At 62.8% G+C, this 25,948-nt stretch carries 18 protein-coding genes; 6 read left to right on the forward strand and 12 right to left on the reverse strand.

All coding sequences use genetic code 11. The annotated features are described in order from the left end of the window. Positions 1-117: 117 nt before the first annotated feature. Entirely contained in the window at positions 118-1,713 is a 1,596-nt protein-coding gene (locus B0E55_RS06925) for a Na+/H+ antiporter (RefSeq protein ID WP_021332637.1), read from the reverse strand. 26 nt (positions 1,714-1,739) lie between these two features. Here B0E55_RS06925 and B0E55_RS06930 point away from each other — a divergent pair, with 26 nt between their 5' ends. Together B0E55_RS06930 and B0E55_RS06935 are read left to right on the forward strand one after the other, a co-directional pair. Continuing rightward, positions 1,740-2,060: a UBP-type zinc finger domain-containing protein gene (locus tag B0E55_RS06930; RefSeq protein WP_080909345.1), complete on the forward strand. Its 321-nt coding sequence runs from the start codon at positions 1,740-1,742 to the stop codon at positions 2,058-2,060. Between the two features lie 292 nt (positions 2,061-2,352). Next, a complete protein-coding gene (locus B0E55_RS06935; protein WP_080909346.1) occupies positions 2,353-4,665 on the forward strand; it encodes a transketolase-like TK C-terminal-containing protein in 2,313 nt (770 codons plus the stop codon). A gap of 83 nt (positions 4,666-4,748) precedes the next feature. On the opposite strand, the gene B0E55_RS06940 is transcribed toward B0E55_RS06935, so the two are convergent. After that, the gene (locus B0E55_RS06940) at positions 4,749-6,368 is read right to left on the reverse strand and encodes an ABC transporter substrate-binding protein (RefSeq protein WP_080909347.1); all 1,620 of its coding nucleotides are present in this window, start codon (positions 6,366-6,368) and stop codon (positions 4,749-4,751) included. 361 nt (positions 6,369-6,729) lie between these two features. Between B0E55_RS06940 and B0E55_RS06945 the strand changes: the two genes are divergently transcribed. Next, positions 6,730-7,632: an SDR family NAD(P)-dependent oxidoreductase gene (locus B0E55_RS06945; protein WP_080909348.1), complete on the forward strand. Its 903-nt coding sequence runs from the start codon at positions 6,730-6,732 to the stop codon at positions 7,630-7,632. Between the two features lies 1 nt (position 7,633). On the opposite strand, the gene B0E55_RS06950 is transcribed toward B0E55_RS06945, so the two are convergent. Continuing rightward, on the reverse strand, positions 7,634-8,359 hold the full coding sequence (locus B0E55_RS06950) for a hypothetical protein (protein ID WP_080909349.1): 726 nt from the start codon (positions 8,357-8,359) through the stop codon (positions 7,634-7,636). A gap of 150 nt (positions 8,360-8,509) precedes the next feature. Further along, positions 8,510-9,373, reverse strand: coding sequence for a hypothetical protein (locus B0E55_RS06955; protein WP_080909350.1), 864 nt, complete (start codon positions 9,371-9,373; stop codon positions 8,510-8,512). 212 nt (positions 9,374-9,585) lie between these two features. Here B0E55_RS06955 and B0E55_RS06960 point away from each other — a divergent pair, with 212 nt between their 5' ends. Then, entirely contained in the window at positions 9,586-10,146 is a 561-nt protein-coding gene (locus B0E55_RS06960; protein WP_080909351.1) for a DUF732 domain-containing protein, read from the forward strand. Here B0E55_RS06960 and B0E55_RS06965 read toward each other — a convergent pair whose 3' ends face one another. The 3 genes from B0E55_RS06965 to gltB all read right to left on the reverse strand — a co-directional run bounded on the left by B0E55_RS06965 (position 10,147) and on the right by gltB (position 17,270). Beyond that, a complete protein-coding gene (locus B0E55_RS06965) occupies positions 10,147-11,043 on the reverse strand; it encodes a cutinase family protein (protein WP_020905644.1) in 897 nt (298 codons plus the stop codon). Between the two features lie 184 nt (positions 11,044-11,227). Then, positions 11,228-12,679 carry a glutamate synthase subunit beta gene (locus B0E55_RS06970; protein WP_020968013.1) on the reverse strand — a complete coding sequence of 484 codons (1,452 nt, stop codon included), beginning with the start codon at positions 12,677-12,679 and terminating at the stop codon, positions 11,228-11,230. Next, the gene (gene gltB / locus B0E55_RS06975; RefSeq protein ID WP_080909352.1) at positions 12,672-17,270 is read right to left on the reverse strand and encodes a glutamate synthase large subunit; all 4,599 of its coding nucleotides are present in this window, start codon (positions 17,268-17,270) and stop codon (positions 12,672-12,674) included. Before gltB ends, B0E55_RS06970 begins: the two co-directional genes overlap by 8 nt. A gap of 556 nt (positions 17,271-17,826) precedes the next feature. Here gltB and B0E55_RS06980 point away from each other — a divergent pair. Beyond that, positions 17,827-19,266, forward strand: a complete 1,440-nt coding sequence (locus B0E55_RS06980; protein WP_080909353.1) for a phytoene desaturase family protein — start codon at positions 17,827-17,829, stop codon at positions 19,264-19,266. Between the two features lie 133 nt (positions 19,267-19,399). On the opposite strand, the gene B0E55_RS31880 is transcribed toward B0E55_RS06980, so the two are convergent. Further along, positions 19,400-19,798 carry a DUF4192 family protein gene (locus B0E55_RS31880; RefSeq protein ID WP_080909354.1) on the reverse strand — a complete coding sequence of 133 codons (399 nt, stop codon included), beginning with the start codon at positions 19,796-19,798 and terminating at the stop codon, positions 19,400-19,402. A 441-nt stretch (positions 19,799-20,239) separates the two neighbouring features. Between B0E55_RS31880 and B0E55_RS06990 the strand changes: the two genes are divergently transcribed. Then, on the forward strand, positions 20,240-20,659 hold the full coding sequence (locus B0E55_RS06990) for a hypothetical protein (protein ID WP_080909355.1): 420 nt from the start codon (positions 20,240-20,242) through the stop codon (positions 20,657-20,659). Positions 20,660-20,760: 101 nt separating this feature from the next. Here the strand turns inward: B0E55_RS06990 and B0E55_RS32605 are convergent, their stop codons facing one another. From B0E55_RS32605 to B0E55_RS07010, 4 genes are all read right to left on the reverse strand, one after another. Further along, positions 20,761-21,027, reverse strand: coding sequence for a WhiB family transcriptional regulator (locus tag B0E55_RS32605; RefSeq protein WP_080909356.1), 267 nt, complete (start codon positions 21,025-21,027; stop codon positions 20,761-20,763). Positions 21,028-22,224: 1,197 nt separating this feature from the next. Beyond that, a complete protein-coding gene (locus tag B0E55_RS07000; RefSeq protein WP_080909430.1) occupies positions 22,225-22,611 on the reverse strand; it encodes a hypothetical protein in 387 nt (128 codons plus the stop codon). 916 nt (positions 22,612-23,527) lie between these two features. Next, positions 23,528-24,631 (reverse strand): GIY-YIG nuclease family protein, encoded by a 1,104-nt coding sequence (locus tag B0E55_RS07005; protein ID WP_080909357.1) that lies wholly within the window; start codon positions 24,629-24,631, stop codon positions 23,528-23,530. Between the two features lie 33 nt (positions 24,632-24,664). Beyond that, complete coding sequence (locus B0E55_RS07010; protein ID WP_080909358.1) at positions 24,665-25,621, reverse strand: recombinase family protein; 957 nt, start codon at positions 25,619-25,621, stop codon at positions 24,665-24,667. Positions 25,622-25,948: the final 327 nt, after the last annotated feature.

Here is a 25,948-nt window from a genome sequence, read left to right on the forward strand (position 1 = left end):
AGGCACAGAAAATTGGATCGAGTCTCGCTCAGTGGAATCGGTTAAGTTGCAGGCCTCAACGGCCAGGTAAACCGACCCTGGCCAGCGATTACCCTCACCGACATCAGACCAGCCGGTCTAGTCCCGGTCGAGCGTGGCTTCCTCGAGATCGAGCTCTCGAAGTACCTTGCGGAGAACCTCGTCGTCGATCCGGCCGGCATCGCGCTCGGCGATGAACACACCTCGCTCGGCATCGATCATCTCGAGGCGCAGCGAGCGGAAGGCGTTCGACGGGCTCTCCCCCAGATCCTCGTCGCTGCGTCCCAGTCGCTCCCACGCCGAGTTCGCACGGTGGGTGTTCCAGCTTCGCAAGATGTCTGCGGCGCGATTGCGGACCTGAGGGACGTCGTCGGCGTCGGCTCCGACCAATTCGTCCAGACGCGCCGCAGCGGCGCGCGCAGCCTTGTCCTGAGCCGCCGCCTCGGCGCGTGCGTCGGACTGCTCCTCGTTTCCTTGCACACCGAGGACACGGATGACCCACGGCAACGTCAGGCCGTGCAGCAGCAGCGTGCCGACCACGACGACAAACGTCAGGAACAGGATCAGCGAACGGCCTGGGAAGTCTTCACCACTGTTGACCGTCAACGGAATGGCGAAGGCAGCAGCCAGCGACACGACCCCTCGCATACCGGCCCACGACACGACGAACACTGCCCGCGCCGAAATCTCCGGCTCCCTCGCTCGGATACGGGGCGACAGCCAACGCGGTACGTACGTGAACGGGAACACCCAGGCGATCCGCACCACCACGACGGTCACGAGCACAGCAATCGACGCCCAGACGACGATCGAGGTGCTGTACCCCTGCAATCCGTTGACAACACTGGGCAATTGGAGCCCGATCAACAGGAAGACGAAGGACTCCAGGATCAGGTCGACGGCCTTCCACACTGCCGTGTCCTGCAAGCGCGTCGCATAACTCGCGCGCGTGGAGCGCTGGCCGAGGAACAATCCGGCCACGACGACCGCGATGACGCCCGACGCGTGGACCTCTTCAGCAGCCAGGTAGGTGAAGAACGGCACCACCAATCCGATTCCACTCTCCATCACCGGATCCTGGAGTTTGCCGCGAACCTTCGAGATGACAAAGCCCACCGCGAGGCCGATCACCGTTCCACCGACCGCTGCGACGAGGAAGGTCTCGAAGCCGCCGATCAGTGTCGCACCGGTACCCACCGCCGCCGCGAGAGCGACCTTGTAGGCAGTCAGAGCGGTGGCGTCGTTGAGCAGGCTCTCCCCGCCCAGCAGGGTCATGATTCGGCGCGGCAGACCGAGCTTGCGTCCGATTGCGCTCGCGGACACCGCGTCCGGCGGCGCCACGATGGCGCCGAGAACCAGTGCGGCCGCAATCGAGAACTCCGGCACGATCAGGTAGGCGACAAAGCCCACCGCTGCCGTCGTCGCCAGGGGCAGCCCCACTGCGAGAAATCCGATCGGACGCAGATTGGACCGCAGTGCCAGGTATGAACTGTCCAGCGCCGCCGAGTACAGAAGTGGAGGCAACACGACGAACAGGACGAGGTCCGGATCGAGCTCCAACTCCGGAACACCGGGTATCTGGCAGGCGATCAAACCGACCAGAACAAGGATCAGCGGCGAAGACAATCCGAACCTTCGCGCGACCGCCGCCACCAGCAACGCCGCTACTACAACCCCCAGTAATATGCCGTTCACTCTGGCAGCATGCAGTATGGAAGGCGATGAAGAAAATCCTGAAGCGAGCAGCAGCTCGCACACAGCAGCCCGCACCCGCTCCGACCGGTTGCGAGGAACTAACCAATGGGCCCGAAACGGACCCGGCGGCGCTGACGCCCGGCGTCTGCCAGGAGTGCGCCGAGTTGGGCGAGGATAACTGGTCTCACCTGCGCATGTGCCTGTCCTGCGGCCACGTCGGGTGCTGCGATTCCAGCCCCCATCAGCACGCGACCAACCACTACCGCGACACCGCGCACCCGGTCATGCGCTCGCACGAGCCCGGCGAATCCTGGCGCTGGTGCTACGTCCACGATCTGATGGATTGAGCGCGCACGACTCGCAGTGCACTGCGCATAGTGCCCACCTCGCACGGCGCACAGGCCTCGGTGTTGCGCACATTGCTCAATCCACTGGGTAGCTATTGCCCAATCTGTATGCCGATGATGGACTTTGACGCAGAATCTGCACAACAGATCGACAGGTGCGGCTGGACTTTGCCGCGCCGAACGGTTCGGCCTCAGGAAGTCCTGCCAAACATCACAACCACATCGTCGGCCCCATGATCTGGGGTACAGGCGGTGTGGCGATCGATGTCAACTATTGAAGGCAGGACCGGCCGTGAACAGCCCCAGCATCAACCAGAACGCTCCCGATCCACTGGCGGAGATCGAGAAGCGTGTTCTGTGGTTGTCGACCGCGATGATCCATCACGCCAACCGTGTCCGTCCGAATCCCAGTGGGCTCAAAGTCGGCGGCCACCAGGCCTCGTGCGCGTCGATGGTCTCGATCATGACGTCGCTGTGGTTCGGCCAACTTCGTTCCGGCGACCGGGTTTCCGTCAAGCCGCACGCGGCTCCGGTGCTCCACGGCATCAACTATCTGCTCGGTGAACTCGACGAGTCGTACCTGACAACGCTGCGCGAGTTCGGGGGCCTGCAGAGCTACCCGAGTCGATCAAAAGATCCCGATCCGGTGGACTATTCGACCGGATCTGTGGGAATCGGTGCGACGGCTCCCATCTGGGGCGCCATCGCACGCCGATACGTCGACGCCTCCCTCGGCGGCGCCGGAACCGGGCGTCAGTACTCCCTTGTCGGTGATGCCGAACTCGACGAGGGCGCTGTGTGGGAAGCAGTTCTCGATCATTCGGTCGCCGAACTGGGTGAGATCGTGTGGATCGTCGACCTCAACCGCCAATCGCTCGATCGGGTGGTGCCGAACATCGCGGCAACCCGCCTGGAACGCATGTTCTCGGGCGCCGGCTGGCAGGTCATCACCGTGAAATTCGGCGCGCTCCTGGAATCACTGTTCACCCGGCCGGGCGGCACCGCGTTGCGCGAACGAATCCTGGACATGCCGAATCCGGAGTATCAGCGTCTGCTGCGATGCACGGCCGACGAGGTCCGTCTGAGGCTGCCTGGCGACGCGGCGGACGCCGACGCGATCACGTCGCTGATCAACGACCTCGACGACGCCACGGTGCTCGAGGCCATCCGCAATCTCGGTGGCCACGACCTCGACGCTCTGCGAGAGGCGTACGCGCAGATCGACGACACCCGTCCCACCGTGATCATCGCGTACACGATCAAGGGCCGGGGCCTGCCGACGCAGGGCCATCCGCAGAACCACTCGTCGCTGCTCACCACCGAGCAGTACGAGATTCTGGCGGCGGAACTCGGCATGGATCCGTCGAAGCCCTGGGAACGGTTCGAGGCGGACGGCCCGTCTGGCCGCATCTGCGCCGAAACCGCTGAGCGCCTGGCTCGCCCGAAGGTGGAGCATCTGATGCCCCCGGCAGTTCCGAAAGACATCGGCCGTACCCCCTCCGGCACATCCACCACTCAGGCAGCTCTCGGCCGGGTGCTACTCGACCTCAGCCGAGAGGCGCCGGACGCCGCGAAACGTGTTGTCACACTGAGCCCGGACGTCAGTTCCACCACCAACCTGGCAGGGTGGCTGAACAAGGTCGGGGTGTGGTCCCCCAACGAGCGGCACAACTGGTTTGCCGACGACGCCGAAACGATCATGCACTGGCGTGAGAAGCCCACCGGTCAGCACATGGAACTCGGTATCGCCGAGACCAACCTGGTCGGACTGATGGGCGAACTCGGTGCAACCTGGAGTCGCTGGGGCCAGCCGCTCTTCCCGATCGGCGTGATGTACGACCCCTTCATCGAGCGGGCTCTCGAACCGTGGTCGTACGGCATCTACGCCGGTGGACAGTCGATCATGGTCGGCACTCCGTCGGGCGTCACCCTGGCAGCCGAAGGCGGTGCGCACCAGTCGATCAAGACCCCATCCATCGGACTCGAACAGCCGGGATGCGTCAGTTTCGAACCGGCATTCGCCGTCGACGTGGAGTGGACGCTCCTCGACAGCATCGGACGCCTCGGCCGACCAGACGGCAGCTCTTCTTATCTGCGTCTGTCGACCCGTCCGGTCGATCAGGCCTTGGCCGCGGTGCCGACCGATCCGGCTGCGCGAGAACGCCGCCGACGTCAGGTGGTGGCCGGCGCGTACACGCTGCGGCACAACCCTGATCCGGCCATCACCCTGGTCGGCATGGGTGCCACCGTCACCGAAACACTTGTCGCCGCCGAAAGACTGGGCGAGCAAGGCATTTCCGCCGACGTCGTGTGCGTGACCAGCCCCGGATTGCTCTTCGAAGCACTCCAGTCTCGGCGCGGTCTCGCGGACGGTCCGTCGTGGATCCTGGATCAGATCTTCCCGAGTAGCCGGTCCGCGCCGATGGTCACCGTTCTCGACGGGCACCCGCACACCCTCGCGTTCCTGACGGGAATCAACAATGTCCCGGGTGCTGCGCTCGGAGTGAGCCGGTTCGGTCAGGTCGGTTCACTCGAAGACGTCTACCGGTACCACGGCCTCGACTCCGACAGCATCGTTCGCGCCGCCCTCGATCTCACTTCTTGATCGGTCACACTCTCTGATGCCGAGAAGCGTCCCCGCGGGGACGCTTCTCGGGTCTGATCAGTTCTTCAGTTCTTCAGAGGCCTTCAGTTCTTCCAGGCCTTGTCGAAGAACATGATTCCGTCCAGGCTCTGCTGAATGCCGTGGACATTCTGTCCCCACACACCGAGCCACGGAGTGTTGCCGTAAACCTGCCACGGCACAACCTCATTGGCGCGCTCCTGGATCTTGGCTAGCACCTCGATCTTCGCGTCGTTCGACGTCGCTACACCCAACTGGTCGAGCAGCGAATCGATCTCCGGATCGGAGAAGCTCGTGGCGTTGTTTCGTCCACCGGACTTGAGGTTCGAGTACAGACGCTCGAACGGATCGGCTTCCGCAAGATTGGCCGAACCTGTTGCCATGTCGAAGTCGCGGTCGGCGTACAAACGCTTGACGACGTCGGCAACCGAGTTGACGTACTCGATCTGGAAATCGAAACCGACGGCGTTGGCCATCGACTGCAACGCCAGAGCCATCGCCTGCGCCGAATTCTCCTGCAGCGTCAGGTATGTGATCTTGCCGTCGAAACCGTCGGCCTTGGCCTCGTCGAGAAGCTGCTTCGCCTTGGCGGTGTCTACGCCGATCGGAGCGACGTCGTTGTGCCAGCGAGAGGTGTCCTGGAAGATGACCTGGCCGGGCAGACCCTTACCTTCGTTGAGGCGATTGTCGAGAGCGACGGGATCGGTCGCGAGCGCCAATGCCTGACGCACCCGCACGTCGGCACCGGGACGACCGGGAGCCGTGTTGACGAGCGAGAGGTACGACAGCGACGGGATGTCGACGAAGCCCGGGTAGCCGGAGTCGATCAGATCCAGGACGTTCGGAAGCGAACGCATGTACGCGACGTCGGTGCCGCCGCTCTTGAGGGATTCGGTGGTGGACTGTGAACCGACGATGCTGATCAACCGCAGCTTGTCCACGTTCGGGGCACCGTCGAAGTAGTCTTCCCGAGCGTCGAGGATCAATTCCTCGTTGGGAGCGAACTTCTCGAGGGTGAACGCGCCCGCGCCGATCGGGGTGAACTGATCGCCCTGCTGGGCGCTCGGCGCGACGATCATGCCGGGTCCGGTGGAGAGCAGTGACTCGATACCGGTCCACGGGTCGACAAGATTGAAGACGACCGTCGACGCGTCCGGGGTGTCGACCGACGCAATCTTCGACGCGTACAGGCTCGACTGCGGCCCCTTGTTGGTGACGTAGCGATTGAGGCTCGCTGACACGGCCGCCGAATCCACCGGCGTCCCGTCGCTGAACTTCACACCGTCGCGCAGTTCGAGGGTCCACGTCTTGAAATCGGAACTCGGTTCCATCGACTCCGCGAGTTTCGGAACAAATTCCTTCGACGCCGGGTCGTAGCGCAGCAGGGTGTCGTAGATGGCGCCCAGCTCCGAACCGGCGACCGAACCGGCGATCTGAGTCTTCGCGGGGTCGAGATTCGTGACAGCGGAGTACCCGCTGAACGTGAGCGTGCCGCCCTTGACCGCGTCACCCTCGCCGGACTGCTCGTTGACCGGGCCGATGGACAACCCCGAACCGGAATCCGGTGCGTCGCCGCTCCCGCCCCCGTTCCCGCTGTCAGCGCACGACGAGACGAACAGGCCGGCGGAGACAGCCAGCGCGACGGCGGCAACCTTGCGGTGACCGCGCCGAGAACTGCGACTCATTCAAAACCTCCAGGTCAGAAACTGTGATGTGAAGCATTGTCGAGACAGTTTGTGACGTAAGGCACAGGGATTAGTTGCAGGTCCCGCTCAGTGGAATGTAGCGAGAAGATTGTTCAGTTTTCGAGCGACATTTGCAGGTCAGGCCGTTAGCGAAGGTCAGGAATTCATTCCGATTCGAGTGTCCTCAACGGGTGAACTGCCGGAGCACCGTCGAGGAGTGGGCAGCCGCGGCCAGTGCAGCCTGCAGATGTGCGCACTCTAACGACTCGTACGACACGAAGCTCCCTCATCGGATACCTTTCGCAGAGGGGAAGTCAGCTAGAGACACACGCCGCAAACGTACACACGAAAAGGGCAACCAATGGGGCTACTGAAGGACGTCACCGGCTGGCGACGCGGCACGAAGTTGCAGCGTCGACTACGCGACCTCACCGGCACGCTCGTAGTTGTCACCGGTGCAGGCAGCGGCATCGGGCGTGAAACGGCCCTCGCCTTCGCGGCCCAGGGAGCTATCGTCGTCGTCTCCGACATCAACCTCGAAAGCGCGCAGGACACTGCGGCACTCATCAACACACCCACTCAGGCCAGCGGAGCCGAAGCGGTGTTCGGTGGCGGTTCGCACGCCTACCAGGTCGACGTGTCCGACGAACAGGCCGTGATCCGATTCGCGGAGACAGTCGCGGCGCATCACGGCGTGCCGGACATCGTCGTCAACAACGCTGGAATCGGGTTCTCCGGCACATTCGCCGACACCGAGCAGCGCCAGTTCGAGCGCGTCATGGACATCAACTTCTGGGGAGTTGTCTACGGCTGCCGGGCATTCACCCCGATGATGATCGATCGCGGAACCGGCGGACACGTCGTCAACCTGTCCTCGGCCGCCGCCTACACACCCCAGAAGGCCCTCACCGCGTATTCGACAAGCAAGGCAGCGGTATTCATGCTCTCGGATTGCCTACGGGCAGAGCTGCTTCCACACGGCATCGGCGTCAGCACCATCTGCCCCGGCCTCGTGCACACGAACATCCTCAAGACCACCGAGTTCGCCGGGACCACCGCCGAGGAACAACTCGAGAATCAGACCAAGGTCGACAACTTCTACCGCAAGCGCAACTTCACCCGCGACCGGGTGGCCAGTGCCATCGTGAAAGCAGTTCGCACGAACAAGGCCGTGGTGCCCGTGACCGTCGAAGCCAAGCTCGGACGCACAATCAGCCGGTTGTCTCCCGGGTCGATGCGCGTCGGAGCTCGGTTCGAGATCTAGGTCAGCTTCCGAAACTCAGGCTGCCCGTGAAACCCTGCTGCACATCGGCTTCCGAACGGGGAAGAACCTCGTAGGTGCTGGCGTACTGGCCACTGAAACCGGTGACGGTGATCGGGCGTCCGACTGCAATGGCGTCGACGTCAATTCCGGTCTGGGTGTTGACGAAGATGACGGTGTTTCCGTCGACGCCGGACACCAGGATCTTGTGGCCGTACGGCAGATCGTCGACGACGGGTCCGCTCACGATCCCGGACACCGTCACGAGACGACCCTCGCTGCCCTCACCGATTGCATTGAGGGGCAATCGCGCCGGGCTGATCTGAGTGGTCGTGCCGATTACCTCGATGGCAGTCGGGCGGACGACGAGCAGGCCTTCCTGATCCGCGAGGACTCCGGTGACCTGAACCTGATCGCCGAGAGCAATCCCGGAGTTGTTCGGATCGCTGATGTAAATGCCCGAATTGCCGCTCTGGAGACCAAAGCCCTTGTCGTAGAAGCTGGATTCGAACACTCCGGACGGCGTAGTCGCGGTTCCCACGACGGTGACCGTCGTTCCGATGGCCTGCGCACGGGCTGCCGCGATGGAGTCCGCGGACACCTCACCGACAACTGCTGCCGGCTCCGCCGTCGCTGCGGTGCCGACAAACATGGTGGCTGCGGCAGCAACTGCCAGTGCCGTCACACCCCGACGCAGGACCGGACCGGCAAGAACGCTGTCTCGAAACATGTTTGAGGACTCCCCTGTGATTTCGTGGCCGCGCAGGTTCTCCTGATGGAGTGCCGCCTTCGCCCACCCTGAGGCACAGGTTATTACAGGTCGGACGCCGCAGCGGTGGTGACATTCCGTCACCACCGCTGCGTCTAGGCATCCGAGTTTCTAGGAACCGGAGCTTCCGGACGAACCGCTCGAGCCACTGGATCCTGTTCCGCCACCGAGATCGTCGAGAGGATCGCTACCGGTGAGCCCGCCCGGATACAGGTAGGCGTCGGAGATCGTGCTGAGCGAGGTTCCGGAAGTGGCCGGCACCTTTGCTCGCCAGTTGACGATCGGATTCAGCACTCCGAACGGTCCGCAACCACTGGCAGCGGGCAGCGCGAAGCCGGTGGCCTCGTTCCCGACCGGGCTCACCTTCAGCGCAGTCGACGGAAGCACCGTGTAGGTCGGTACTACTGACGGGTCAGGCGCGAGACGGAGATTCACCGGTGCCGCCGCGGAACCCAGGTAGCAGTTGTCACCGAGGAACGCGTTGTTGATCTTCATCCGCACCGGGATGCTCAGATCCATGTCGGTGATGATTCCGTTGAGAGTCGGCGCAGCCGTTGCCTCCACCTCGGCCGTTACTGCGGCCAGGCCGAAGAGATTGCCGAACGGAAGATCGATTCCCAGAACGCCGCCGGGAACCGTCAGCGGCTTGGAGTAGACACCGTTGTGTCCGTCGTCGCGCGGGAGAAGAACGGTGGACTCACCTTCACCGGAGCCGGCCTCGGCGGCGATGATCATGTCGCCTTTTCCGATCGGGAGGTTGAAGCCGTTGTTGTCGAAGGTTCCGCTCTGAACCACTACCGACACACAGGATTCGGCAGTAGCCGGACACACTGCGGCGCCCGGTACCGAATTGTCGACCGGGTCCTGAGCCGAGGCCATCGGCGCTGCAAAAGCCAGCACTGCACCTGCGGTACCTGCAATAACGGCCACGCGCGTGCCGAGACGTCTGTTGCCGTTCTTGTTAGATTTCTGCACTGATTTCTCCCTGCCGTTTATGTGATGGGGGACGAAACTCGCAGTCATTGCTTGTGTTTCGACCGCCGCCGACAAGGTCTTGCGGTGTGCTCCTACTCACAAGTAACAACTGAACAGATGTATATCACAGGACTTCGACTTAAAAACAGGGCAAAAGGGAGTTTCCTTAAAACGGACAAACTAAGCGGTACGGTGTGTAACACTCACGGGTGATGAACACGAACAGACTGGTCCTCTGCGTCGCGGCAGCGGGCCTACTCCTCAGCGGCTGCAGCAGCCAATCCGACAGCGACGCAGCGGAATCCACTTCTGCTGCCACCAGCACCACGGTGGCGGCAACGTCGAGTTCGACTGCTCCCAGTTCGCTCCCCGAATTGCCGACCAGCCCACTCGCCGAACCTGCGGAAGCAGCGCCGAGCGTCGTCGAATCGACGCCCCCGCAGGTGTCGCTTCCGGTAGCGCCACAGGTAGCGCCACCGGCGAACGCACCGATCGACGCACGCTCACCGGACGAGATCGTCGCGAACGCAGGCGAGAAGGGACAGCGGTACATCGCTGCACTACGTCTGGCCGGGATCCCGCCCGCCGGAATGGATTCCGCCGAGATCCTCTACGCCGACGGCACCTGCAAGGCTCTGGCCGACGGCATGCCGCGGTCCGAGGTGCTGGCGGAGTTCAACTCCGTCGGCGAGGTGTACTCACAGATCACGCCGATGTCTTCGCAGCGGATCGCCGAGATCTACGTCGACACCGCGGAGCAGACGTACTGCTGATCAGGCCTTGCCGGCCAACCAGTTGTGCAGCCAGGATGTGGCCGAATTGCCTGCGCCGTCAACAACGTAACGCGTGTAGTCGGTGTGAACCTGCGAGCCGTAGAAGGCGACCAGTTGATCGACGCGCCGGGAGTTCGCGCCTGGATCGAGCTGAGCCATCAGTGCGGGGAGTCCGCCTGCAGTGACCAGATCGTTGACGATCACGGCGGCCTCGTCGCGCAGCGAGAGAGCGTTTGCCGGAGTGGGGTCGGAAACCTGAGCCATGAACCCGGCCAGACGCATCACGAAATCGTCCTTGGGCGTCGAGCAGTACAGATCACCGACGGCGCACAGCGTCACCGTTTTGCCTGACAGCCAACCGAATCCACCGATGCGAGCGCCGCTGGCTCCGTTGCCTCCGACAGCAGGTCCGATCAGGACGTCTGACTCGGAGCGGCGGGGATCGGACAGGAGGCCGACGCCCTCGACGCGAGTCGGGGGAACAACGCCGATGCCGGTTCCGATCTCGGCTGCGAGATCGCCTGCCGCGTCGGCGCCCTGGCTGTATCCGACGATCGCGAAGCGGGTGTCACCGCACGAGGCGGCCATCGCGGCGATCATGCCGCGGGCGTTGTCGACTGCCTGCTGCTTCGACTTGGCGTAGACGTTGGACTCCCACGGGAAGGCCGTTGCCGAGTACGTGACGTAATCGGTGCGTACGGAACCGGGAAGGCCGTTGGTGACCGGGGCAAGCATGCCGGCACCGGGAGAAGTACCCGAAGGCTCCCAGGTTCCAGGAATGGCCACGACGTACAGACCGGGGCAGGGATCAGCCGACGCCACGGGAGAACTGACAACCGGTACCACTACTGCCGCAGCTAGTGCCGACAACACCGCAACGAGACGCCTCGCACGCATGAAACTCCCCTGATTTAACTTAAGCAACCCATACACCACTATCGATGCTCCGGAATCATACTGTCTGGACGTTGTGTCTGTCCGATGCACGATTGATGAAGGTTTGTTACAGATCGTGCGAACTACTTGCAGAAACAAAGCCGCACCCCACCGAATGCGATGGGGTGCGGCTTTGTAAGAGCCTCTAGCGCTGCGGAGCCGCTGTCGGGTGGATCGGTGACGGAAGGGCGGTGACACCCTCGAGGTAGGTGTCCACAGCGGCTGCTGCGGAACGTCCCTCGGCGATGGCCCAGACGATCAGGGACTGCCCGCGGCCCATGTCGCCGGCCACAAACACGCCGTCGACGTTGGTGTTCCACTTCGACGTGCGGGCGACGTTGCCGCGCTCGTTCAAGTCGACACCGAGATCGGTGAGCAGACCCGGCTTCTCGGGACCGACGAAGCCCATTGCCAGGAGCACGAGATCGGCTTCGAGCTCGAAGTCCGAGCCCTCGACCTTCTCGAAACGACCCGACTTCATCTCGACCTCGTGAGCCTTGAGTCCGGTGACCTTGCCGTTTTCACCGACGAAGTTCTCGGTGTTGACGGAGAACAGACGCTCGCCGCCTTCCTCGTGAGCCGAAGCCACGCGGAACATGAGCGGGTACGTCGGCCACGGAGTTTGCTCGGCGCGAGTCTCCGGCGGACGCGGCATGATCTCGAACTGGTGCACGCTGGCTGCGCCCTGACGGTGCGAGGTGCCGAGGCAGTCCGCTCCGGTGTCGCCGCCGCCGATGATGACAACCTTCTTGCCCTCAGCGGTGATGGTGGGAGCGTCGAGGTCACCCAACTGCACGCGGTTGGCGATCGGCAGGAACTCCATCGCCTGGTGGATGCCGTCCAGTTCGCGGCCCGGGATCGGCAGATCGCGAGCTGCGGTGGCGCCGCCGGCCAGAACCACTGCGTCGAACTGCTCGCGCAGCTCGTCCGCGGTGATGTCCACGCCGACATTGACGTTGGTCTTGAAGACGGTGCCTTCGGCTTCCATCTGCTCGAGACGGCGGTCGATGTGCCGCTTCTCCATCTTGAACTCGGGGATGCCGTAGCGCAGCAGGCCGCCGATGCGGTCTGCCCGCTCGAAGACCGTCACTGCGTGACCGGCGCGGGTCAGCTGCTGCGCTGCAGCCAGACCGGCCGGACCACTGCCGACAACTGCGACCCTCTTGTTGGTGGCATGCGCGGCGCGAACCGGCTTGACCCACCCTTCGTCGAAGGCCTTGTCGATGATCTCGACCTCGACCTGCTTGATGGTGACCGGATCCTGGTTGATGCCCAGGACACAGGACGCCTCACAGGGTGCGGGGCACAGACGACCGGTGAACTCCGGGAAGTTGTTGGTCGCGTGCAGACGCTCGATGGCGTCGTGCCAGTGGTCCTTGAAGACCAGGTCGTTCCACTCGGGAATCAAGTTTCCGAGAGGGCAACCGTTGTGACAGAAAGGAATTCCGCAGTCCATGCAACGGCTGGCCTGGGTCTGGAGGGTTTCCTTCGGGAACTCCTCGTAGACCTCTTTCCAGTCGAGCAGGCGCAACGGCACCGGCCGGCGAACCGGAAGTTCGCGCGACGTGTGCTTCAGGAAGCCGCTTGGATCACCCACGAGCTGCCTCCATAACTGCCTCGTCCACGTTCTTGCCATCCTTCTCTGCGGCCGCGATGGCCAAAAGAACCTTCTTGTAGTCGCGGGGCATCACCTTTGCGAAGTGACCCACCTGCTGCGACCAGTCGCCGAGGATGCGCGTGGCAACCTCGGAGCCGGTTTCGTCGCGATGACGTTCGATGACGCTCTTCAACCAGGTGAAGTCGTCGCCCGAAAGATCCTCGAGGTCCACCAGTTCGGTGTTGAGGTTCTTCTCGAATGCCTTGTCGGGGTTGTAGATGTACGCGACGCCACCGGACATGCCGGCGCCGAAGTTACGTCCGGTGGCTCCGAGGATGACCACCTTTCCACCCGTCATGTACTCGCAACCATGATCGCCCACACCCTCGACGACGGCAGTGGCGCCGGAGTTACGGACTGCGAAGCGTTCGCCGACGACACCGCGAAGCAGAGCCTCGCCGCTGGTGGCGCCGAACAGGATGACGTTGCCACCGATGATGTTGTCCTCGGCGACAAAGCCTTCCGCTGCATCGAGCGGCGGGCGTACGACGATGCGTCCACCCGAGAGACCCTTGCCGACGAAGTCGTTGGCGTCGCCGTGCAGGCGCAGGGTCATACCGCTGGGCACGAAAGCACCGAAGCTGTTACCGGCGGAACCGGTGAACGTGATGTCGATGGTGCCCTCGGGCAAGCCCTCTCCACCGAACGCCTTGGTGACCTCGTGGCCGAGCATGGTGCCGACCGTGCGGTTGACGTTGGTGATCGCGGACTCGAACGAGACCGCCTCACCCTTGTCGAGTGCGTTGCGGGCCGAGACGATCAACTGCTGATCGAGTGCCTTGTCCAGACCGTGATCCTGCGTTCCGGTGCAGTGGACGTCCTGGTCCATGAACGCGGACTCGACCTGGGTCAGGATCGGCGACAGATCGAGATTGCCTGCCTTGCTTCCCTTCCAGTGATCGAGAGCGCGCGTGGTGTCCAGCATGTCGACCTGGCCGACTGCTTCGAGCAGCGTGCGGAAACCGAGTTCCGCGAGGAGCTCGCGAACCTCTTCGGCGATGAACATGAAGAAGTTCTCGACGAATTCCGGCTTGCCACTGAAACGCTGACGCAGCAACGGGTTCTGCGTCGCGACACCGACGGGGCAGGTGTCGAGGTGGCAGACGCGCATCATGATGCAGCCCGAGACCACCAGCGGTGCGGTGGCGAAACCGAACTCCTCGCCGCCGAGCAGGGCAGCGACGACGACGTCGCGACCCGTCTTGAGCTGGCCGTCGACCTGCACGACGATGCGGTCACGAAGACCGTTGAGCAGCAACGTCTGCTGGGTCTCGGCGAGGCCGAGCTCCCACGGTGCGCCCGCGTGCTTGACGGAGGTCAGCGGGGTGGCACCGGTGCCACCGTCGTGACCGGAGATCAGAACGACGTCGGCGTGTGCCTTGGAGACACCGGCCGCGACGGTTCCGACGCCGACCTCGGAGACCAGCTTCACGTGGATGCGGGCCTGCGGGTTGGCGTTCTTCAGGTCGTGGATCAGCTGAGCGAGATCCTCGATCGAGTAGATGTCGTGGTGCGGCGGCGGCGAAATCAGCCCGACGCCAGGCGTGGAGTGCCGAACCTCGGCCACCCACGGGTACACCTTGTGAGCCGGAAGCTGGCCGCCCTCACCGGGCTTGGCTCCCTGCGCCATCTTGATCTGGATGTCGGTGCAGTTGCTCAGGTAGTGCGAGGTGACGCCGAAGCGTCCCGACGCGACCTGCTTGATGGCACTGCGACGCAGATCGCCGTTCTCGTCCGGCGTGAAGCGCGACGGATGTTCGCCGCCCTCACCGGAATTGGAGCGGGCGCCCAGACGGTTCATCGCGATGGCGAGAGTCTCGTGAGCCTCGGCGGAGATGGAGCCGTAGCTCATCGCACCCGTCGAGAAACGCTTGACGATCTCGCTGGCCGGCTCGACCTCGTCGATCGAGATCGACGGCCGCTTGCCGATGTTGAAGTCGAACAGACCACGCAGAGCGGCAAGGCGCTCCGACTGGTCGTTGACCATTGTCGTGTACTCCTTGAACACCTCGTACTGACCTGTGCGAGTTGCGTGCTGGAGCTTGAAGACCGTGTCCGGGTTGAACAGGTGGTACTCGCCTTCACGACGCCACTGGTACTCGCCGCCGACCTCGAGCTCGCGGTGAGCGCGCTCTTCGGGGCGATCGAGGTACGCGATGCGGTGACGCGCTTCGACGTCGGCTGCGATCTGGTCGAGGCCGATGCCACCGAGCTGCGACTGCAGACCGGTGAAGTACTCGTCCGTCAGCTCCTGCGAGAGGCCGATGACCTGGAACAGCTGAGCACCGGTGTACGACGCGAGCGTCGAGATGCCCATCTTGGACATCACCTTCAGGACACCCTTGCCGGCTGCCTTGATGTAGTTCGCGATGCCCTTCTCGAGGGTCAGGCCCTCGAGTTCCTTGTTCTGCAGGAACTCGTCGATGGTCTCGAAAGCCATGTACGGGTTGACCGCTGCGGCACCGAAGCCGATGAGGAGCGCCATGTGGTGCACCTCGCGGGCGTCGCCGGCCTCGACGATGAGACCGACCTTGGTGCGCGACTTCTCACGAACCAGGTGGTGGTGCACGGCTGAGGTGAGGAGCAGCGACGGGATCGGCGCGTAATCCTCGGTGGACTCGCGGTCCGAGAGCACGACGATGCGTGCGCCACCCTCGATTGCCTGCGAGACCTGGTACTTGATGCCCTCGAGCGCACGACGGATACCGTCGCCGCCTTCCTTGACGGGGTACAGGCCGCGGATCACGACACTGCGGAAGCCCGGGAATTCGCCGTCGTCGTTGACGTGAACGAGCTTCGAAAGGTCGTCGTTGTGCAGGATCGGCTGCGGGAGCGCAATCTGCTTGCAGGAGTCCGCATTCGGGTGCAGCAGGTCGCCCTCGGGGCCGATGGTCGCGCCGAGGCTGGTGACAACCTCTTCACGAATCGCGTCGAGAGGCGGGTTGGTGACCTGAGCGAAGAGCTGCGAGAAGTAGTCGAACAGCATCCGGGGACGTGACGAGAGCACGGCGATCGGAGTGTCGGTACCCATCGAGCCCAGTGCCTCGGCACCGGAGAGTGCCATCGGCTTGACCAGCAGGTTGACCTCTTCGCTGGTGAAACCGAAGAGCTGCTGACGCAGCACGACGCGCTCGTGCGACATGTACGTGTACGGGCGGTCCGGCAGGTCGTCCATGTGGATCAGACCTTCGTCGATCCACTGCTGGTACGGGTGCTCGGCAGCGAGTTCGGACTTGAGTTCGTCGTCGCTGATGACCCGGCCCTGCGCGGTGTCCACGAGGAACATGCGGCCGGGCTGGAGGCGGACCTTGCGGACCACGGTGGACGGATCGATCGGCAGAACGCCGACCTCCGACGCCATGACGACGAGGCCGTCTTCGGTGATCCACAGACGCGACGGACGCAGACCGTTGCGGTCCAGCACGGCGCCGATGACGGTGCCGTCGGTGAAGCACACCGACGCCGGTCCGTCCCAGGGCTCCATGAGAGCCGAGTGGTACTCGTAGAACGCCCGACGAGCGGGGTCCATGCTCTCGTGCTTCTCCCAGGCTTCCGGGATCATCATGAGAACTGCGTGCGGCAGGCTGCGGCCGGCGAGGTGCAGCATCTCGAGCACCTCGTCGAAACGAGCGGTGTCACTGGCGCCCTGGGTGCAGATCGGGAAGATCTTGTCCAGGTTCTCGCGGCCACCGAAGACGTCGCTGTCGATGAGGGACTCGCGAGCGCGCATCCAGTTCTCGTTGCCGGTGACGGTGTTGATCTCACCGTTGTGAGCGACCCGGCGGAACGGGTGCGCCAGCGGCCACGACGGGAACGTGTTGGTGGAGAAGCGCGAGTGGACCAGGCCAAGTGCGCTCTCGACACGATCGTCCTGCAGGTCGAGGTAGAAACCCTTGAGCTGCGGGGTGGTGAGCATGCCCTTGTAGACGAACGTCTGGCCGGACAGGCTGGGGAAGTACACGGTCTCGCTACCCGGGCCACCCTTGCCGGCGCCTTCGGAGCCGAGTTCGTGCTCGGTGCGCTTACGCACCACGTATGCACGACGCTCGAGGTCCATGCCGGTGTACTTGTCATCCTCGGAGCCGATGAAGATCTGACGGAACGTCGGCATCGCGTCGCGCGCCAGTGCGCCAAGCGAGGAGTCGTCTGTTCCGACCTCGCGCCAGCCGAGAACCTTCAGGCCCTCTTCGACGACGATCTTCTCGACTGCAGCAGCAGCCTCGTGTGCATCGGCATCGCCCTGCGGGAGGAATGCGATACCGGTTGCGTATGCGCCTTCGGCGGGCAGCGCGAAGTCCACGACAGCTCGGAAGAACTTGTCGGGAACCTGCAGCAGAATGCCCGCACCGTCACCCGTGTTGGGTTCTGATCCGGCAGCGCCGCGATGCTCGAGGTTGACCAGAGCGGTGATCGCCTTTTCGACGATGTCCCTGCTGCGGCGACCATGCATGTCGACAACAAATGCGACTCCACAGGAGTCGTGCTCATTGGACGGGTGATAGAGGCCCTGGGGGCCTGGAAGTTGCTTCATACCCAGCCTTCGTATGCCATAAAGATGCACCGACGACCAGCAGCGCTGATGGCCATCAACTTGCAATGCAAGTCCTTCAAAGCACCGACACGACGATGTGTTCGGTACCACCGAAGTAGCCGCCCTGCGCAGACGCGATGGTGTGCGTTCTGGCACCCGGCGACGTGAGTCTTCGGTCGGTTGAAACTTTTGTGAGTCAACCGTGTAACGAAAACGATAATTCAGAACCCCGGCACGGGCGCAACTAAGGTAGCCCTATAATTGCTCTGAACTGCGGCGATGCAGGGAGCCAGAAGGCCCCTCGACAGATTTCGGAGCTGCGTCTGTGCAGAGAAGTTCCGATTCACAGGATACCGAATCCGCAGGAAACAGGCGCGATGGGCGATGAATGCAACAACTGGCCGCAGCGATAAGAATCAGCTGCGGCCAGTGCGCCTCGAACTGTAACAAAAGTTGATCGATCAACCAAGGTCTAGGCCTGAATTGTTTGCTCGCAGAATGCCATCGCTGTAATTTCCGTAGGCTCACACCTGAGAAGACGGGTGGCGAAGAGCAAATGACAACAGCAGTAGTGGTGGGCAGTGGCCCCAACGGTCTCGCGGCGGCGATCGAACTCGCCCGCGCCGGAATCGACGTCCATGTCATCGAGGGTGCGGACAAGATCGGCGGTGGCACCCGCAGTAGCGAATACATAGTCGACGGACTCGTCCACGACGATTGCTCCGCCTTCCATCCCACCGCTTTGGCTTCTCCTTACTTCAAGGAACTCGACCGCGAATTCGGACTCGCCAAGCATGGCCTGACGTGGCGGTGGCCCGAGATCGATCTGGTCCATCCACTCGACGACGGCACCGCCGGGGTTCTCTGGCGCGACATCAACCGGACCGCTGAGGGACTGGGTGTCGACGGTAAGAGGTGGCTCGACGTCTTCGGATACCTCTCCGAGAACTTCGACGAGTTGGTGCAGGACGTCTTCAAGCCGATCGTGCACGTTCCGAAGCACCCGCTGATGCTCGCCCGTTTCGGGACGGGCGCTCTGCTTCCCGCGACGGGTTTCGCTCGGATGTTCAAGACCCCACAGGCGCGGGCGCTGTTCGGTGGCGTCGCGGCGCACATGTTCGGGACGCTGACCCTTCCACTCTCCAGTGCTGTCGGCTCGATGCTCACTGCTGGAGCCCATGCTCACGGTTGGCCTGTGGCACAAGGTGGTTCGGGGTCAATTGCTGCGGCGCTCGCCTCGATTCTGCGCAGCCTCGGTGGCACTATCGAAACCGGGAACTGGGTGACCAACTACTCCCAGATCGCCGATTACGACATCGTCATGCTCGACATCGCCCCCGATGCGGCCGGTCGTCTGCTCGACGGTCGGCAGCCCGACCGCATTGCCCGGGCCTACCGCAAATTCCGCTACGGCACCGCTGCCTACAAGGTCGACTACGCCGTGCGTGGCGATTCCGACGGGAGCGTCGTGCCGTGGACGAATCCGCATGCCCGCAAGGCCGGCACCCTGCATCTGTCCGGGACGATTTCGGAGACTGCTGCTGTCGAGCGTCAGACCGTTCAGGGTCAGATGCCGGACAAGCCCTTCATTCTGTTGGGCCAGCAGTTCTTGGCCGACCCTTCCCGTTCCGTCGGAGACATCCATCCCGTGTGGGCGTATGCGCATGTGCCGCATGGCTATCCGGGTGACGCTACCGATGCGGTGACGCGTCAGATCGAGCGGTTTGCGCCGGGATTCCGGGACCGGATCGTGGGCGTCCACGTGCGCAATGTGCCGCAGATGCAGGCGTACAACCCCAACTACGTGGGCGGCGACATCTCCGCGGGTGCGAACACTGCGCGGCAGATCATCGCGCGCCCCCGGTTCGGGCTCGACCCCTATGCCACCGGGGTTCCGGGCGTGTACCTCTGCTCGTCCGCGACTCCCCCGGGCGGCGGGGTCCACGGGATGGGTGGGTTCAATGCCGCGCGGGCGGCGCTGAAGGCGCGGGGTTGAGGCGTCCCCGATGGGGACGACATTTCAGACAAACGCCTTCGGAGGAGTCCCTGACCCAGCCGGCCAACACGGACGAAACGCAGATGCCCGGCCCAGTGGCCGAAGCGAACCCGCGACAGAGCAACTATTGGCATCAGACGCAGAACATGCATTGCTGGTCAGGCGCCTCGCCGTTGGTGTCGAACCACCCCGCTCCGACCGCGACGGATTCCGCGACAAGAGTGCGGATGCTGCGGATTCCCATGCTGTCGAGCTCTCGCTGCGCCGCCGCGATCTGATCGAGTCCGGCGGCGGCTACCGGACCGGCGCCGATGACAACCCAGATAACGGATGTGGCTGCGGCTTGCTCGAGTGCTGTGCTGTAGTCGGCTGCCGCGTCGGCACCGATGACATCGGTGCGCGCAACGAACGCGAGGGTGGCCGGTGATCCGGTGAGAGCGATCATCACGACGGAATTGGCGGGGACGAATCCGAGCAAAGCCGGGATTGCGGCCAAGACGTCGGTGGCGGTCCTCAAACGGATGTTCTGCATGTCGTTCCCCTTGCTGTGAAAGTGACCGGACCTCGTGCCCCGCCAATTTTTTTCGCCTTCTGGCAAAGGAGAATCGCGTCGGTATGAGGGGCCGGGGTGCCACCCCCGGGCCGAGAAAATTTTGGTGGGAGCGTGCGAGTGGCGAAAATTTCTCGGAGCCACCGGCCGGCGCTTGCGCCGCCAGGGGTTGTGCGCAGGTCACCGCCGACGAGAATCGGAAAGCCAGAAGTGAAAACAATCAATGCTTTTCTCAGAACGGAGCGCAGCGGAGTTCATTTCGGGGGACACTGAAGGTGTCCGGCCGCCGGTCAGGTGGATCCAGATCGTGAGTTAGTTTGGCAGCTCTGCGTCGCTCGCCACTTCGGTGGCAGCCTCTACCGGTCGTCGTCTCTGTTAACTGCGCTGAAGCCGGGTATCCCATCCCAAAGACAGGGGTACGCGATGAGATCACACCATGGCTTACGGCGAACATCGATCGTCGCCGGCATCGGGGTCGCGCTGCTCTTCGGCGCACAACCTGCCGCTGCCGCACCGACCGACACCGTCTTCCCCGTTCCTGTCGTGGGGGCATCGGTCAGTGCGACCGGCCTCCCTTCTGTGGGCGCCATGTACGTCACCGCCAGTACCGATCCGGCGGCGCCGGGCGTCACCCGATTCATCGCAGACCGCTACTGCTGCGTCTTCATTCACTGGCGAAACATCTCCACCGGAGCGGCGGGCATCGCGTACCTCGGATATCCGAGCGTCGAGGCCCAGACAGGGGCGGGCATCGTGGTCGCCGCCGTCACAGTGCCGACCGGGCCGCCGAATTATCCGGCAGTGATGATTCAGCCCGGTGGTGGTGCCTGGACGGTCCCCTGACCGAACCGGTAGAGCGCGTTCACCGGCAACTGCTGGGACAACCTTCGTGGCGTTGCCAGCCTTAGTGCTTCACAAGGACGCTGCCCTTGGTCCGGAGGTCTCTAAGGCGCTTTCGAAGGGGCATGGAACCGGAGCCGTCCGGCGGAGTAGCGGCGTGTCGTCCCCGGAAGGGTCGCAATTTTCCCCTCGACGATATGTCGGCCACCCCAGATCCCAGCCGCTTCCTGCCGGTCGAGCGCACCCGTCAAACACTGATGAAGGTGAGAGCATTTGCGGCACAACGCTATTGCAGTCGACAGTTCGCTGCGGACCGACGAGAACCACAAATCCGGGTCGTAGGATCGACACGGGACCTCTGCACTGTCCATGCCGTCATCCTGACATGAACGCGGCCGTCATCCTGACATGAACAAGAAGGTTCACATCGTTGCGGAAGTACTCCTTACCCATGTCCACAGTGAGAACCTGCACAAGGCCGGACCTCATGGTTTCACTCGGCTGAGAAGCGCTCGAAGAAACCGGCACACCGCGGTCACCGCAAAGAGAGGACACTCGGAAGTGGTCCGGTTCTGTGCTGAATCGAGCCGCTAGAACCCGTCGAGTGCTCTCCCATTCGTACTCGGCGGGCACAGCACGAGACCTTCTTCGGTGCTCGTCGATCTCGAATGCGCCGCTGTTCCGGCCGAAACCAGGTGGAGTGAGCGGGCGGCGACGGTGCGATGTGCCCCGACAACGACGTGCGAGGCACTCCTCACAACAAAGCACTGGCGGGTCTCGCCACCGTGTTTCGCGGCAGATCTGCCCAGCAGTCGTCATGAGGATTAGGTCGCCACGTAGACCGATCTGCACGGTTTGTGCAGGTCAGGACTTCAGCTTTCGCTGCGGTCAGGTCAGAGTGGCGACCTGCTGCTCGTCGCGGTTCCAAGAATAGTTCGGGGTCCGACAGTGATGATGTCCCTAGTTCCTGACGGCCGAACCTCTAGGTGCGCCTGTCGCCGAGTAGGGCGGTGATTTCGCTGTGGCGTGTTCTTTGGCCGGAAGACTTCCCTTGTCCAGAACCGGCACTGTAACGCACCACTATCAGGCGCGATGAACGAAGTAAGTCGGGGGGAGGAGAGATGCATGATCGGACGCCTACCTGATTTTCCCGAAGAAGTGCTGTTCTGGTACGCATTCTTGCTGCCACTGGCCGCCTGGTGGAATCCACTCTGAGGAGACCAACGATGATCGGATACTTACCTGACCTGTTTGTCATGCCTCCCGTCTGGGGGTGGGTCAGCACAGCCTGGAACGCATTTGCCACATGGTGGAGTCAGTTCTGACTTCGCTTAATCGCCACCAATCCCGCCCTCGATACAGCCGGATTGTCAGCGTGGAATATTTCAGAAATCAAACCATCAGTTGGTTTGCACTGATATCAAGAGTTGCACTGATATCACGAGACTGAGGGGCGGTACGGGTCTGGAAGTCGAATGTTTCAACGAGGTACCGCACTCTTCCTGAATTTTGGTGTGATGGGCGGTAAATGACCGGGGTTCGTCCGCGGCGGACGGTTCGCCGGTAGGTCAGTTACAGTTCTCGAGTTTGTCTGCTACTCGCTTGCCTAGGAGTTTGTCCACGGGGTGCCGATCGATCTGATTCAGTGTTAGGGACGACTCGGGGTGGGTCAATCGGGTCACGATCGCGGTCGATGGCTCCGGTACCTCCAGTGCGACCTCCCGTGCTTCGGTGGAGTCGATGTTCTCGTACACCCATTCGTTCGCGTCGTCTTCTCGTCCGAAGTCGGCGGTCAGGAACCAGTTTGCGATGAACATGCGGCTTTTCGGCAGCAGCGTCCACACTTTTTCGCGGTCGATCGCAGCGCGTGCGCCCGGTCGCGTGACGGCGAGCCATTCCAGTGCGCCGCTCGACGCATTGCTGACCCGCCAAAATTCCCAACCATCTTTAGCCACGTACGTCACTTCCTCGTTCTGATCAGTGGTCCACTGGGTTCGCCGAAAACTTACCTTGCCGCACCTTCATCATTTCTGCTGGCAAGTCAACGTCCTTCGCGATACGCCTGCGGCATTGGCGAATTGATTTGATACTTCTCGCGATGCCGGCGCAGCTATACGCAATGCAAGCTGGCCCAAGGTGTCAGAGAGGTATGAGAGCATCCGATATGGGCCGACGACGGAAGAAGCAAAATTCGGTAGAGCCGCCAAGTGAAAGCAAACGCCAGAGGGTTGCACGTGCCGAGTTGAAGCAGGTGGAGCAGTTCTTACGAACGGCGACCGACGTCGCATCTGCTCGTCCACTCTCCGAGCGTGAGCGCGAACTGGTTGCCGAAGCTCGTCGACTGCGCCGGCAGTTGTACGTGCGGCTAGGTCCGAAGCCTCTTCCTGTTGCGAAGAAAGTTCCGCATTGCGGAAGGCCGGCCCCGGCCGGAGGGATCCGCTCCGTCGTTTCCGGCGGTCTGCCCGGAACGAGTAAACGCCGATAAACAAACGGCTGACAGTCCCGCAGGGCACACCTCCTACTGTGATCCCGGTCCGCCCACCGGCCGTCTGTGAGACGTACAGTGCACTCGCTCTGTATGAACGGCACTGCGCAGGTTCTGCAAGTTCGCCAGTCCACTCACCGGCGTCCCCGGCGTGCAGAATCACGCCAATGTTGCCCGAACCGCGTTCGACCGAGAAAGAGGACATCGACCAGCGCATCACTCAGCGGCGGCTACGGGACTCGACTTGGTAGCGATCGAGATCCCCGCAACAGCGTAAACCATTGCTGTGCAGCATCTCTCGCGGTTCATCTGACATAATCTATGTTATCGGCGACCCAGGGGCTCGGTGCCGCAAGCAGAACTCGACGAATGTGCGGGCAGCGTTTTCACTCCACCGGGTAGGGATGCCAACCATGTTGACGCCATCGCCTAGTCCGCCGAGCCTTCTTCAGCTCCGCGACACTGGTTCCGACGTAGCGGGTTTCCAGTTCCGGATCCGCCGGGCCGGAGAACCGCCACGCTCCGCCCTGCCCGCTCTGTTCCCAACTAGAAGCCCTATACACCGCTCGGACGATGTCTGCGGCAACGAAGAAAATCGGAACATTCGCTGTGTTGCGAATAACCGGGCCGGCGTGCCACCAGCCTCGACCTTCTTCGTAAATCTGCTCCTTGGAGTTGTCTGGGTTCAGTGCCGCGTTGACAATGAGAACAACGAACGGCCGTTCGATCTCAGGCGCCGCGGCCGCGGCGTAACGCCTGATCAGTTCCGGTAGCGGGATCACGCCCCACTCTGTGGTGGTGTGACCGCCCGCGATGTTCGCCAACACTGCCGTACCCGTCGGCGCTTCTATCAGGCGGAGCGCATCGATCAAGGTTTGCTCGATGGCGTATGCGCTCTTGTCGGCTGTCGCGTCGGGTTCGATCCGATGCCGCAGGATGACGTGTTCGACTGTTTTGCCCGACTGATAGATATCTCGAATGCGTTGGTTCTTTGCCGATTTCACTGCGCGGGCTTCGCGTTCGATTCCGTCTTCGATGAGGTCAGTGGCTCCCATTGCGGACCAGACGTGGCTGTAGACGCGATCTCCGACTCCTTTACCGACGTAGAAGATGGAGCGATCTCGTGGATCGATCAGCGCGTAGACGTAGACACCGAGTTTCTCGGTGACTCCCGGCGCCATTCTCGGCGGTAACACGTACTCGCCGACGATCTGCTGGGTATGGAGTTGGTCCAGGACCCCTGCTCGGAGAACCGATGAAATACCGAAGCCGCCGCCATCGTCGAACAGTGCCTCCGATGCCGCCTCCGCGGTGGTGAAAACGCGGCCCGCGTGATCTTCGAGATGTCGGAGCACTGAACGCAACTCGGCCCATCGCATCACTGGATCGGGATTGATTCCGTCGATCTCAAGGGTGATGAAGTCAGCGGCAAGTCGCGAATCGCGAAGCTCGCGAGCGGAGTTGTCCGTCACTGTCCATACTGTCTGCATCAGTGCACAGTACTCACGGGTCCCGACGAATTTTCAGGTGTGATCCGGGCATCGCAGCTCAGGCAGTACAGTCCATCCACTCGCGGTGATCCACTGCTGCACCGGATCCGGCAGGGCGCCACTGCGTGCGGTCTGTGCGAAATCGCCGGCGAGGATTGGTCCGTCGCCGCACACCGTGCATGCGACATCGAACGCCGTCGGCCCCGGCTCGCACTGATGGCAATGCGATCGGGCGATCACCGAACCAGGATCGGCCGGATTGTCGGTATGAGGATGCAGCCAGATCACGGCCAGGTCGCCGCGTTGATGGGCTGCTTCGGCTCTGGTGCTCGGCTCGTACCCGCAGGACTGGCAGATCCGCGACGTTTGCGCCGGCGCAACAGGGACCGCAGCTACCGTGCTCACCGGATCAGTCGACGCACTCGCCGCCCGTGTGCGCTTGTTCAGGTGTCCGTAGACAGTAGTGCGGGGAACATTCAACATCGCCGCGATCTGTGCCACCGTCTTCTCCCCCGCGTCATAGAGCTGCTGGGCGAGCACGATCTGATCGCCGGACAGTTTCGACGGACGGCCGCCGGTACGGCCTCGGGCGCGCGCTGCGGCCAATCCGTCGCGGGTGTTGGCAACGATCAGCTCACGTTGGAGTTCGGCGAGTACGGAGAGCATCCCGAACATCGCTCGCCCTTCCGCGGTGGCGGTGTCGATGCCCTGCTCGAGGACCTTCAATCCGATTCCCCGCTCGCGTAAATCGGAACCGAGGGTGATCAGATGCAACACCGAACGCCCCAACCGATCCAGTCGGGTGATCACCAACGTGTCACCGCTACGTAGACGGGTCAGCACCGCGTCGAGTTGCGGTCTCGATGCTTTCGCACCACCCGCGTGGTCGGTGTGGATGTTTGCGGCGTCGATCCCCGCCCGCGTCAGGGCATCGATCTGATGGGCAGGATTCTGGTCTGCGGTCGAGACCCGCACGTAACCGAACAGCATGTGTCGAAAACTACGCCTGTTTGAGGTTTTCGACAGAAGTTTCAGCGCACGCTCCCTCGAAAAACTCCCGGCTCCGAACGAACGCGGCGACACCGCCGTACGATGGCCGTCCCTGTCAAGCTGCACCGGAAGCAATCACCTCAGGCTGCAGCACTGCACCCGAATCGACCCGATCCGAGCACCGGTTCGTTCCAGCAGACCGGCGAATGCAGGTTGGCCGCAACCCGAATCCACATCGAAACCACCCGGCCAGCGGGCATTTTCATCGCCTTCCTGCTCTGTCGGACTGCAGGTCTCGACCGCACTACCTATCGATGCTCTGTAGCG

Source organism: Rhodococcus sp. 66b (genome assembly GCF_002076325.1).
In the GTDB taxonomy this organism is placed as follows: domain Bacteria; phylum Actinomycetota; class Actinomycetes; order Mycobacteriales; family Mycobacteriaceae; genus Rhodococcus_F; species Rhodococcus_F erythropolis.